The sequence below is a fragment of the Chelatococcus sambhunathii genome (assembly GCF_001418005.1).
In the GTDB taxonomy this organism is placed as follows: Bacteria; Pseudomonadota; Alphaproteobacteria; order Rhizobiales; family Beijerinckiaceae; genus Chelatococcus_A; species Chelatococcus_A sambhunathii.
On sequence record NZ_LIOL01000013.1, the window covers coordinates 23,579 to 36,308 of the forward strand.

At 68.9% G+C, this 12,730-nt stretch carries 9 protein-coding genes; 8 read left to right on the forward strand and 1 reads right to left on the reverse strand.

The features are described from left to right. Positions 1-32: 32 nt before the first annotated feature. Entirely contained in the window at positions 33-845 is an 813-nt protein-coding gene (locus ASC46_RS18335; RefSeq protein ID WP_055460745.1) for a hypothetical protein, read from the forward strand. On the opposite strand, the gene mutS is transcribed toward ASC46_RS18335, so the two are convergent. Further along, positions 846-3,623: a DNA mismatch repair protein MutS gene (mutS, locus tag ASC46_RS18340; protein WP_055460746.1), complete on the reverse strand. Its 2,778-nt coding sequence runs from the start codon at positions 3,621-3,623 to the stop codon at positions 846-848. Positions 3,624-3,771: 148 nt separating this feature from the next. On the opposite strand from mutS, the gene ASC46_RS18345 reads away from it, so the two are divergent. The 7 genes from ASC46_RS18345 (at position 3,772) to pyrF (ending at position 12,720) form a co-directional block, all read left to right on the forward strand. Further along, positions 3,772-6,054: an NADP-dependent malic enzyme gene (locus tag ASC46_RS18345; protein ID WP_055460747.1), complete on the forward strand. Its 2,283-nt coding sequence runs from the start codon at positions 3,772-3,774 to the stop codon at positions 6,052-6,054. A 253-nt stretch (positions 6,055-6,307) separates the two neighbouring features. Further along, positions 6,308-7,213 (forward strand): bifunctional helix-turn-helix domain-containing protein/methylated-DNA--[protein]-cysteine S-methyltransferase, encoded by a 906-nt coding sequence (locus tag ASC46_RS18350; protein WP_055460748.1) that lies wholly within the window; start codon positions 6,308-6,310, stop codon positions 7,211-7,213. A gap of 292 nt (positions 7,214-7,505) precedes the next feature. Then, positions 7,506-9,419, forward strand: a complete 1,914-nt coding sequence (dnaK, locus tag ASC46_RS18355; protein ID WP_055460749.1) for a molecular chaperone DnaK — start codon at positions 7,506-7,508, stop codon at positions 9,417-9,419. Between the two features lie 140 nt (positions 9,420-9,559). After that, positions 9,560-10,729, forward strand: a complete 1,170-nt coding sequence (dnaJ, locus tag ASC46_RS18360) for a molecular chaperone DnaJ (RefSeq protein ID WP_055460750.1) — start codon at positions 9,560-9,562, stop codon at positions 10,727-10,729. A 75-nt stretch (positions 10,730-10,804) separates the two neighbouring features. Continuing rightward, positions 10,805-11,404, forward strand: coding sequence for a class I SAM-dependent methyltransferase (locus ASC46_RS18365; protein WP_055460751.1), 600 nt, complete (start codon positions 10,805-10,807; stop codon positions 11,402-11,404). Positions 11,405-11,407: 3 nt separating this feature from the next. After that, positions 11,408-12,040 (forward strand): histidine phosphatase family protein, encoded by a 633-nt coding sequence (locus ASC46_RS18370; protein WP_055460752.1) that lies wholly within the window; start codon positions 11,408-11,410, stop codon positions 12,038-12,040. After that, positions 12,013-12,720 carry an orotidine-5'-phosphate decarboxylase gene (gene pyrF, locus ASC46_RS18375; protein ID WP_055460753.1) on the forward strand — a complete coding sequence of 236 codons (708 nt, stop codon included), beginning with the start codon at positions 12,013-12,015 and terminating at the stop codon, positions 12,718-12,720. The genes ASC46_RS18370 and pyrF overlap by 28 nt, the downstream gene beginning before the upstream one ends. Positions 12,721-12,730 lie beyond the last annotated feature (10 nt).

Below are 12,730 nucleotides of genomic sequence, written 5' to 3' on the forward strand. Positions count from 1 at the left end.
GCTGCGCGCCGTCGGGGATGAAGGTCCGGGACATGGAATTCGATGCCGCGCTCCTGGCGCTGCCGGTCAAGATGGTGCTCGTCGCCGCGATCGTTGTCTCGGGCTCGTTCGCGGCGCAGAAGGCGGGGCCCTTCGTCGGCGGCCTGATCGCGACGCTGCCGATCTCCGCCGGCCCGGCCTATGTCGTGCTCGCCATGGACCACGGCCCGGCCTTCATCGCCGAGAGCGCGGTCGGCAGCGTCAGCATCAACGCCGTCACGGTGATCTTCGCCATGACCTATGCGGTGCTCGCCCGGCGTGGCGCGGGCGGGCTCGGCAGCATCGCCGGGGCGATCGGCGTGTGGCTCCTTGCCGCCTTCGCCATCCGCACCATGACGCCGCCGCTGTGGTTCGGCCTGCTCATCAATGCCGCGGCCCTTGCCGTGGGGGTGCCGCTGGCGCGGCGCTTCTCGCGGGTCGTGATTCCGGCCTCGGATGGTCCCCGCCCGGTCGACCTCGTGCTGCGCGCGCTCGCCGTCGCGACGCTCGTCGGCGTCCTCAGCATCGTCAGTTGGCATATCGGGGCGGTCGCCTCGGGCATTCTCGCCCTCTTCCCCATCGTCATCTCGAGTATTCTCGTCGTGACTCACCGGGCCATCGGCGGGCCGGCGGCCGGTGCCGTCGCGGCGAGCAGCGTCTATGGCCTCGCGGGCTTTGCGGCCGCGCTGACGGCGGTGCACCTCGCCGCCATTCCCCTGGGGTCGGCCGCCGCGCTGCTGATCGGCCTTGCCATCTGCGTCATGTGGAACGGCATGCTCTTCACGCTGCGGCTGAAGCGGCAGCGCCGCGTTGCAGCGGCCACCTGATCAGTCGCGGTTGAGTTCAGCCCGCAGAGCCTTGAGGCCGTAGAGCGCCTCGAGCGCCTCGCGGGGTGACATCTCGTCCGGATCGATGCCGTCGAGTGCTTCGCCAAGCGCGTCTTTCTGCGGTGCCGCGGCGGCAGGGCGCGGCGGCATCGCGGCGAAGAGCGGCAGGTCGTCGACGAGGGTGGCGACGGGCTTTTCCCGTTCGGTCTTCTCCAGCTCATCGAGGATGGCGCGGGCGCGAGCGATGACCGGGGGCGGCAGGCCGGCGAGCTTGGCCACCTGGATGCCGTAGGAGCGGTCGGCTGCACCGGGGACGACCTCGTGCAGGAAGACGACGTCGCCTTTCCATTCGCTTACCCGCACGGTCGCGTTCTCCACACGGGGCATACGTTCGGCAAGGGCGGTGAGCTCATGATAGTGGGTGGCAAACAGCGACCGGCAGCGGTTGACCTCGTGCAGGTGCTCGATCGCCGCCCAGGCGATGGACAGACCGTCGAAGGTCGCGGTGCCGCGGCCGATCTCGTCGAGGATGACGAGCGCACGCTCGCCCGCCTGGTTGAGGATGGCCGCGGTCTCGATCATCTCGACCATGAAGGTCGAGCGGCCGCGGGCGAGGTCGTCGGCGGCGCCGACGCGCGAGAACAGCTTGTCGACGATGCCGATATGGGCCCGCGCCGCCGGCACGAAGGCACCCATCTGGGCGAGCACGACGATGAGAGCGTTCTGGCGCAGGAAGGTCGACTTGCCGGCCATGTTGGGGCCGGTGACGAGGGTGATGCGGCCGGCCTTCTCGCCCTCGGGCGGCGAAAGCGCGCAGTCGTTGGCGACGAAGGTCTGGCCCGCGCGCTTCAGCGCCGCCTCGACCACCGGATGGCGCCCGGCGGCGATGGAGAAGGCGAGGCTGTCGTCGACGGTGGGGCGCGTCCAGCCGAGGTCGTCGGCAAGAAGCGCGAGCGCCGCCGTGACATCGACGACGGAGAGCGCCTCGGCAGCACGCTTGATGGCCTCGCCCGCCCCGATCACGGCATCGCCGAGCCGCTCGAAGACGGCAAGCTCGATGCCGAGCGCGCGTTCCGCCGCCGAGGCGATGCGGGCCTCAAGCTCGCCGAGCTCGGTCGTGGAGAAACGCATGGCCCCCGCCATGGTCTGGCGGTGCACAAAGGTCGCGTTGTGCGGCGGCTTGACGAGGTCCTCGCCGATGGCGGGTGGCACCTCGACGAAATAGCCGATGACATTGTTGTGTTTGACCTTCAGCGTCCGGCAGCCGGTCTCGTTGACGTAGCGGGCCTGCAGCGCGGCGATAAAGCGGCGCGAATCGACCTGCAGCACGCGCGCCTCGTCCAGCGCCCCGTCGTAGCCCTCGCGCACGAAGCCGCCGTCGCGCTTCAGGAGCGGCAGTTCATCGGCGAGGGCGGCGGAGAGGTTTTCGGCGAGGCCCGGCGCGACGCCACGCATCGCTTCGGCAGCGGCCGCCAATTCCGGAGGTGGGGCGGCGCTGGCGAGGAGGGACGCGACCGCTTCCGCCGCCGCGAGCCCGTCGCGCACGGCGGCGAGGTCGCGCGGGCCGCCGCGGCCGAGCGTCAGGCGCGACAGGGCACGGGCGATGTCGGGCACCGCGGAGAGAGCCTGGCGCAGGCGCTCGCGCAGCGGCCGTTCGCCGAGGAGGAAGGCCACGGCGTCGTGACGGGCGCGGATCGCGGCGACGCTCGTCAGCGGGCTCGCGAGACGCTCGGCGAGGAGACGCCCGCCGCCCGGCGTCACCGTGCGGTCGATGGTCGAAACGAGACTGCCGCTCCGTTCGCCCGAGAGGGTGCGCATCAGTTCGAGATTGGCGCGCGTCGCCGCATCGATGGAGAGCGTGCCGGAAACGTCCTCGCGTAGCGGAGGCGACAGCGCAGGGCGGGCGGCAAGCTGCGTGCGCTCGACATAGGCGAGGGCGGCGGCCGCGGCGGCGATCTCGGCGCGCGAGAAGGCGCCGAAGGCGTCGAGGCTGGCGACGCCGAAGAAATCCTTCAGCCGCCGCTCGGCGGAGGCCGGATCGAGCCCGTCGCGCGCCAGAGGCGTGACCGCGGCGCGCTGCTCGCGCCACAGGTCGCGCAGCGTCGGCTCGTCGTAGATCGTGTCCGGCACCACGATCTCGCGCGGGTCGAGCCGCGCGATTTCGGCGGACAGCCCGGCGGCGGCGGTCTCCGTCACGGTGAAGCGGCCGGTGGAGATGTCGATGGCGGCGAGGCCGTAGGCGTAGCTGTCCTCGCCGGTGCGGCGGCGGGCGAGCGCGACGAGGAGGTTGGCCTGCGCCGGGTCGAGCAGGCTGTCCTCGGTGATCGTGCCGGGCGTGACGAGGCGCACGACGCCGCGCTGCACGACGGACTTGCCGCCGCGCTTCCTCGCCTCGGCGGGGTCTTCCGTCTGCTCGCAGACCGCGACGCGGTGGCCGGCGGCGATGAGGCGCTGCAGGTAGTCCTCGGCGCGCTCCACCGGCACGCCGCACATGGGGATGTCCTCGCCGAGGTGCTTGCCGCGCTTGGTGAGCACGATGCCAAGGGTGCGCGAGGCGATCTCGGCATCCTCGAAGAACAGCTCGTAGAAATCGCCCATCCGGTAGAAGAGGAGACAGTCCGCGTGCGCCGCCTTGATTTCCACATACTGCGCCATCATCGGCGTCATGCGCTGGGGCTCGGCCTCGGAGCGCGCGGCCTTGTGCGTGGCGGCAGGCGCGGCGGCGCTGCCGCCGGTCTCCTCCAGATCGTCCTTCGCAGCGCTGACTTCCCGGCTCATGGGCGGGGACGCTAGCAGAGCCTTACGGGCGTTTCATCCACCGTTGCATGGATGTTTTGCAGAAATCGTGGAGAACTTCGCTTGAGGGGGATCGCACGACTGCCGTAAGGTCTCGCCCCCGACAGGAAACGCCCGAGACAATAAGACGATGGATACCGCCAAGCGCCGCTCCCGCCCGACCTTCACCGACCAGGAAGCCCTCCAGTTCCATGCGCAGGGGCGGCCCGGCAAGCTGGAGGTGGTGCCCACCAAGCCGATGGCGACCCAGCGCGACCTCTCGCTCGCCTATTCGCCGGGCGTCGCCGTGCCGGTGAAGGCGATCCACGAGGATCCGAGCGTCGCCTACGACTACACGACCAAGGGCAATCTCGTCGCCGTCATCTCCAACGGTACCGCCATCCTCGGCCTCGGCAACCTCGGCGCGCTCGCCTCCAAGCCGGTGATGGAGGGCAAGTCCGTCCTCTTCAAGCGCTTCGCCGACGTCGATTCAATCGACCTCGAGGTCGACACCGAGGATCCAGACGCCTTCATCAACGCGGTGCGCTATCTCGGGCCCTCCTTCGGTGGCATCAATCTTGAGGACATCAAGGCGCCGGACTGCTTCATCATCGAGGAGCGCCTGCGCGAGCTGATGGACATCCCGGTCTTCCACGACGATCAGCACGGCACGGCCATCATCGCCGCGGCGGGGCTCATCAACGCGCTGCACCTGACCGGCCGGGACGTGAAGTCGACGCGGCTCGTGATCAATGGGGCCGGCTCCGCCGGCATCGCCTGCGCGGAACTCATCAAGGCCATGGGCTTCGCGCCCAACAATGTCATCCTGTGCGACACCAAGGGCGCCGTCTACAAGGGCCGCCAGGAGGGCATGAACCAGTGGAAGTCGGCCCATGCCGCCGAGACGAAGGCGCGCAGCCTCGCCGACGCGCTCGACGGCGCCGACGTCGTCTTCGGCCTTTCCGCCAAGGGGGCGCTGACGGCGGAGATGATCGCCTCCATGGCGCCGAACCCCATCATCTTCGCCATGGCGAACCCGGACCCGGAGATCCTGCCGGAGGAGGTCGCGGCCATTCGCGACGACGCCATCATGGCGACGGGCCGCTCGGACTATCCCAACCAGGTCAACAACGTTCTCGGTTTTCCCTACATCTTCCGCGGCGCGCTCGACGTGCAGGCGACGACCATCAACATGGAGATGAAGATTGCCGCGGCCCAGGCGCTCGCCGACCTCGCGCGCGAGGACGTGCCGGACGAGGTGGCGGCCGCCTACCAGGGCGCGCGCCCGCGCTTCGGGCGCGACTACATCATCCCCGTGCCGTTCGATCCGCGCCTCATCCACGTGGTGCCTTCCGCCGTCGCCCGGGCGGCAATGGACACGGGCGTGGCACGGCGACCGATTGTCGACATGCGCGGCTACAAGGCGCAGCTCTCGGCCCGGCGCGATCCGGTGGCGGGCACGCTCAACCGCATCTTCGAGCGCGTCAGGCGGTTTCCGAAGCGCGTGGTCTTCGCCGAAGGTGAGGAGGAGCAGGTCATCCGCGCTGCTGCGTCCTTCGTCAACCAGGGACTGGGCACGGCCATCCTCGTCGGACGCGAGGAGCGCGTCTACGAGACGGCGCGGCTTGCGGGCATCGACCTCGAGGCCAAGGACGGCATCGAGGTACACAACGCCCGCCTGTCGCATCGCAACGCCACCTATGCGCAGTTCCTCTACGACCGGCTGCAGCGCAAGGGCTATCTCTTCCGCGACTGCCAGCGCCTCATCAACCAGGACCGCAACCACTTCGCGGCCGCCATGGTGGCACTCGGCGACGCCGACGCGATGGTGACGGGCACGACGCGCAACTATTCCATCGCCCTCGAGGACGTGCGCCGCGTCATCGACGTGAAGCCGGGCCATCGGGTCATCGGCGTCTCCATCGTGCTGGCGCGCGGGCGCACCGTCCTCGTCGCCGACACGGCCATCACGGAGATGCCGGGCGCGAAGGATCTTGCGGAGATCGCGGTGGAGGCCGCGGGCGTCGCCCGTCGCCTCGGCTACGAGCCGCGGGTCGCCATGCTCGCCTTCTCCACCTTCGGCCATCCGACGGGCGAGCGCTCCGAGCGCGTGCAGGAGGCGGTGCGCATCCTCGACGGGCGGCGCTGCGACTTCGAGTACGACGGCGAAATGGCGGCGGATGTCGCGCTCAACCGCGACGTGATGAGCGTCTATCCCTTCTGCCGCCTGTCAGGGCCGGCGAACGTGCTCGTCATGCCGGCTTTCCACTCGGCCTCGATCTCGACGAAGATGCTGCAGGAACTCGGCGGCTCCACAGTCATCGGCCCGCTCATCGTCGGGCTCGACAAGCCGGTACAGATCGTACCGCTCGGCGCCAAGGACAGCGACATCGTCAACATGGCGGCGCTCGCAGCCTTCAACGTCGGCGGCTGAGGGGCAGGGGCGCCCTACAGGACGAGATCCCAGGTCTCGCCGACGAGATCCTGCCCGAGGCTCTCGGGCGGCTCGGAGGCGACGAGGCGGTCGTGGGGCGCAGCCCAGTGGCGGTCGTCGCCGCGGAGAGCGGGATTGGCGTCAGCGGAGCGGACTTGCCTCTAGGCTGTGTTGACAAAGAGAGGCCGAGCAGCTTTCGGGTGGCACGGGCCGGCGCGATGCCTATGCTTGCCGCCGGAGGATTTGCCGGACCATGCTGGACAGCGCGATCAAGACCCTGCCCGCCGTCGACGACCTGCCCGTCACGGAGGGTGCGGCTACGGCCGCCGGCGACTATGAGCGCGTGCGGCGCATCATCGCCTTCATCTCCGAGCGCTGGCGCAGCCAGCCCTCGCTCGACGACATGGCCGCCCATGCAGGCCTGACGACGACGCAGGTGCACAATCTCTTCCGGCGCTGGTGCGGCCTCTCCCCCAAGGCCTTCCTGCAGGCGATCACGCTCGACCACGCGCGGGCCCTGCTCGATGCCTCCGCAAGCGTACTCGAAACGGCCTACGAAGTGGGACTGTCGGGCCCTGGTCGCCTGCACGATCTCTTCGTCACCCACGAGGCGATGACGCCGGGTGCCTACAAGGCCGGCGGCGCGGGCCTCGTCATGTCCTACGGCTTCCACCCCTCGCCCTTCGGTGAGGCCATCCTCGTCGCCACGGACCGCGGCCTCGCCGGCCTTGGCTTCGTTGACGGGGGCGACCGCGAGGCCGCGCTCGCCGACATGCGCCGGCGCTGGCCTCGGGCGCATTACGTGGAAGACACCTCCGTGACCAGGCCGCTCGCCGCGCGCATCTTCGATCCCGCCATGTGGCGGGCCGACCGGCCGCTCAAGGTCGTCCTCATCGGCACGGACTTCGAGGTGCGCGTGTGGCGCACCCTGCTCAAGGTACCGCTCGGCCGCGCCACCACCTATTCGCAGGTTGCAGAGCACATCGGCAAGCCGAGCGCGGCTCGCGCCGTCGGCGCTGCCGTCGGCAAGAATCCCATCTCCTTCGTCGTACCATGCCACCGTGTGCTCGGCCGTTCGGGCGCCCTCACCGGCTATCACTGGGGCCTTACGCGCAAGCAGGCCATCCTCGGCTGGGAGGCCGGACGGGCAGGCGGCTGAAGCCGCCTCCCGTTCAGGGCAAGCCGCGGGCAGGTGCGGCCGCAAGCCTTGCGAAGCGCCACCCCCGCATCCATCTCATGGCAGAAGACACCGCCGCCGGGCGCATGTGACAGTCGCCTTGCCTGCCGCAGGGCCTGTCCTTATATACGCGCCCGACGTGCGGATTGTCGGTTAGGGGCGCAGCGCGACAGCCAAGGCCGCGATGTGCCTGAGTTTGGTTAGAGTCAAGCCATGGGCCGGATCGCTTCGGGATCCGGCACGGCGGTCTGCTTGAAAGTGAGGGATCACATCCATGGGTAAGGTTATCGGTATCGACCTCGGCACCACCAATTCTTGCGTCGCTGTGATGGAAGGCACGACGCCCAAGGTGATCGAGAACGCGGAAGGCGCCCGCACGACGCCCTCCATCGTCGCCTTCACCGACGACGGCGAGCGCCTCGTCGGCCAGCCGGCCAAACGCCAGGCGGTGACGAACCCCGAGCGCACCTTCTTCGCCATCAAGCGCCTCATCGGCCGCACCTTCGACGACCCGATGACGAAGAAGGACATGGGCCTTGTGCCCTACAAGATCGTCAGGGCGGGCAACGGCGACGCCTGGGTCACGGCCGACGGCAAGGAATATTCGCCGTCGCAGATCTCCGCCTTCACGCTGCAGAAGATGAAGGAGACGGCAGAAGCCTATCTCGGCCAGAAGGTCGAGCAGGCCGTCATCACTGTTCCGGCCTATTTCAACGACGCCCAGCGCCAGGCCACGAAGGACGCCGGCAAGATCGCCGGCCTCGAGGTGCTGCGCATCATCAACGAGCCGACAGCGGCCGCGCTTGCCTACGGCCTCGACAAGAAGTCGAACGGCACGATCGCTGTCTACGACCTCGGCGGCGGCACCTTCGACATCTCGATCCTGGAGATCGGCGACGGCGTCTTCGAGGTGAAGTCGACCAACGGCGACACCTTCCTCGGCGGTGAAGACTTCGATATGCGCCTCGTCGAGTATCTCGCCGACGAATTCAAGAAGGAGCAGGGTATCGACCTGCGCAAGGACAAGCTCGCCCTGCAGCGCCTCAAGGAGGCCGCCGAAAAGGCGAAGATCGAGCTGTCCTCGGCGCAGCAGACCGAGATCAACCTGCCCTATATCACAGCCGATGCCTCCGGGCCGAAGCATCTGGCGCTGAAGCTGACGCGTGCCAAGTTCGAGGCGCTGGTCGATGATCTCATCCAGCGCACCATCGAGCCGTGCCGCAAGGCGCTGAAGGATGCGGGCCTCTCCGCCGGCGCCATCGACGAGGTTGTCCTCGTCGGCGGCATGACGCGCATGCCCAAGGTGCAGGAGGTCGTGAAGCAGTTCTTCGGCAAGGAGCCGCACAAGGGCGTCAATCCGGACGAGGTGGTGGCCATCGGCGCCGCCATCCAGGCCGGCGTGCTGCAGGGCGACGTCAAGGACGTGCTGCTCCTCGACGTGACCCCGCTGTCGCTCGGCATCGAGACGTTGGGCGGTGTTTTCACGCGCCTCATCGAGCGCAACACGACCATCCCCACCAAGAAGAGCCAGGTGTTCTCCACCGCCGAGGACAACCAGACGGCGGTCACCATCCGCGTCTTCCAGGGCGAGCGCGAGATGGCGGCCGACAATAAGCTGCTCGGCCAGTTCGACCTCGTCGGCCTGCCGCCGGCCCCGCGCGGCGTGCCGCAGGTGGAGGTGACCTTCGACATCGACGCCAACGGCATCGTCAACGTCTCGGCCAAGGACAAGGCGACCGGCAAGGAGCAGGCCATCCGCATCCAGGCCTCGGGTGGCCTGTCGGAGGCGGACATCGAGAAGATGGTGAAGGACGCCGAGGCCCACGCCGCCGAGGACAAGAAGCGGCGCGAGTTGGTCGAGGCGAGGAACCAGGGCGAGAGTCTCATCCACGCCACCGAGAAGTCGCTCAAGGAGCACGGCGACAAGGTGGGGGCTGCCGAGAAGGGCGCCATCGAGGATGCGATCGCCGCCCTCAAGACCGCGCTCGAGGGTGAGGATATCGCCGGCATCCAGGCCAAGACCAACGACCTGATGCAGGCCTCCATGAAGCTCGGCGAGGCCATCTACCAGGCCTCGCAAGGCGGTGAGGCCGGCGCTGAATCCGCCGATGGCGCAGGTCAGGCCAAGGACGACGTGATCGATGCCGACTTCCAGGAAGTCGACGACGACAAGAAGAAGAGCGCGTAACCCGCGCATAACGGGGCCCGGCGCTTGCGCCGGGTCCCCTCGTCATTGCATGTTGAATTCATCTCCCGCGCGCCGGCATGGCGTCCGCATGGAGAAGGCCCAGGGGATCGGCCCGGTTCGATCGTCGAGGACGAGGTCGCATGGCCAAGGCTGACTACTACGAAATACTCGGCGTTGAGCGCGGCGCTTCTGATGGCGAGCTCAAGAGCGCCTTTCGCAAGCTCGCCATGCGCTACCATCCCGACCGCAACCCTGGCGACCATGCCGCTGAAGCGCGCTTCAAGGAAATCAACGAGGCCTACGAGGCCCTGAAGGACCCGCAAAAACGCGCGGCCTATGACCGCTTCGGCCATGCCGCCTTCGAGCAGGGCGGCGGCATGAACGGCGCCCAAGGCTTCGGCGCTGACTTCGCCTCTTCCATGGCGGACATCTTCGACGACCTGTTCGGCGACTTCATGGGCCGCGCAGGCGCCCGCGGCCGCGGTAATGCCGGTGGCGGCCGCGAACGGGGCGCCGATATGCGCTACAACCTCGAGATCACGCTTGAGGACGCCTACAAGGGCAAGACCGCGACGATCACATTGCCGACCTCGATCGTCTGCGAAGCCTGCGACGGCTCGGGCGCCAAGCTCGGCTCGCAGCCGCGCCAATGCCCGACCTGCGGCGGTTACGGCCGCGTCCGCGCCTCCCAGGGCTTCTTCGCCATTGAGCGCACCTGCCCAGCCTGCCACGGCCGCGGCGAGATCATCGACGACCCATGCGCCGCCTGTTCGGGCGCGGGGCGCGTGACGCGCGAGCGCACGCTCTCCGTCAACATCCCTCCGGGCGTCGAGGACGGCACGCGCATCCGCCTTGCCGGCGAAGGCGAGGCGGGCCTGCGCGGCGGACCGAGCGGCGACCTCTACATCTTCCTGTCGTTGAAGCCGCATCCCATCTACCAGCGCGATGGGGCGGACCTGTTCTGTCGTGTGCCGATCTCGATGGTCACGGCCGCGCTCGGCGGGGAATTCGACGTACCGACGGTCGACGGCGGCGAAGCCCGCGTGAAAGTGCCCGAGGGCACCCAGACCGGCAAGCAGTTCCGCCTCAGGGGCAAGGGCATGCCGGTACTGCGCTCGCGTGATTTCGGTGATCTCTACATCCAGGTAGTGGTCGAGACGCCGCAGAAGCTCACCAAGCGCCAGCGCGAGCTGCTCATGGAATTCGAGGAAGAATCCTCGCGCGAGACGCATCCGGAAAGCACCGGCTTCTTCTCGCGCGTCAAGGACTTCTTCGAAGGCTTCGGCGGCGGCGTCAGCGGCAATGCCTGACCGGCAAGGGGCTTGACCGCGCCGGCTGGCTGTTCCAGCTATTGTTCGTCCCGAAAGACCGGAAAGTGTCGATCCGTGATTGAGCTGCGCCGCCGCGAGGAAAAGCCCCCGCTCGAAGACGAAGCCCGCTTCCTCAAGTCCTGGGTCGAGCGCCCGCTCGTCACGGGTGCGGTCAGCCCCTCGGGGCGGATGCTCGCCCGCACCATGGCAAGCTATGTCGACCCGCATCTCGACGGCCCGGTCATCGAGCTCGGCCCGGGCACGGGACCTGTCACCGAGGCGATCATCCGCCGCGGCGTGGCGCCCGAGCGCCTCATCCTCGTCGAGTTCAATCCCGATTTCTGCAAGCTGCTCAGGCGCCGCTTCCCGGCGGCCACCGTCGTCGAGGGCGATGCCTACGGCCTGGCGGAAACCCTCGGCGATAGCGCCGCCCGTCCCGCCGCCGCCGTTGTCTCTAGCCTGCCGCTGTTCACGAAACCCCTGCCCATGCGGGTCGCGCTGCTGAACGACGCCTTCGACCTGATGCGGAGCGGGGCGCCCTTCGTCCAGTTCACCTACGCGGTGGTGCCGCCCATCCCGAAGGACGCCGCGCATTATTCTGTGACTGCCTCCAACCGCGTGTGGTGGAACCTGCCGCCGGCACGCGTATGGGTCTATCGCGCCCGTCGGGCGTAGCGCGTGGCCACGGCCTTCTACCTGACGCATCCTCAGGTCGCCATCGATCCTGTCGTGCCCGTGCCCGAGTGGGGCCTGTCAGACCGCGGCCGCGAGCGCGTACGCGACACCGCCGGCCTTGCCTGGACGCGCCGTATCGGCCGCATCGTCTCCTCCACCGAGCGCAAGGCCGTCGAGACCGCCACGATCCTTGCCGAGCACCTCGGCCTTGCCGTCGAGGTGCGCGAGGCCATGCACGAGAACGACCGCTCGGCCACCGGCTTCCTGCCGCCGCCGGAGTTCGAGGCGACGGCGAATCTCTTCTTCGCTCATCCGGACGAGAGCATCCGCGGCTGGGAACGGGCCCGCGACGCCCAGCGGCGCATCGTCACCGCCGTCGAAGGCGCGCTCAAGGGCGAGGACGGCAGCCGCGATGTCTGCTTCGTCGGCCATGGCGGCGTCGGCACGCTGCTCTACTGCCACCTCACGGGCGAGGCGATCACACGGCGCTTCGACCAGGCGCCGGGCGGCGGCAATCTCTTCGCCTTCCCGATATTCGCCTTCGACAGCGGGCCGCGGAAGGTGCTACACGGCTGGCGCCCCTTCGACCAGCCGCAAAGGATACGTCCATGCAGACGAACGCTCGCGATCGCCTGATCACCGCGCTCGACGTGCCGAGCGCCGACGAGGCCCTGGCACTCGTCGACAGGCTCGGCGATGCCGTCAGCTTCTACAAGATCGGCATGGAGCTCGTTTACGGCGGGGGTGGCCTCGCCGTCGCCGAGCGGCTCGTGAAGGCGGGCAAGAAGGTCTTCCTCGACCTCAAGCTGCACGACATCCCCAACACGGTCGAGCGTGCGACGGCCCAGGTGGCACGGCTCGGCGTGCATCTCCTCACCGTCCACGGCTATCCGCAGACGATGCGCGCCGCCCATGCCGGGCGTGCCGGCACGGGTCTGAAGCTCCTCGCCGTGACCGTGATGACCTCCTACGACGACGACGATCTCGTCGCCGCCGGCTATGCTGAGGGCGTCGGGCCGACCGTGCGCCGCCGCGCCGATCAGGCGAAGGACATCGGCATCGACGGCCTCATCATCTCGCCGCACGAGGCGGCCGCCCTGCGTGCCGCCCTCGGCCCGTCCATGCTGCTCGTCACGCCGGGCGTGCGCCCGGCCGGCAGCGCCGTCGGCGACCAGAAGCGCGTGATGACGCCGGGCGAGGCGATCCGCGCCGGGGCCGACCACCTCGTCGTCGGCCGGCCGGTGACGGCCGCGAGCGATCCACGCGCAGCGGCCGAGGCGATCGTCGCCGAGATTTCCGCAAACCTGACCGCCTGAGGGAGGAGAG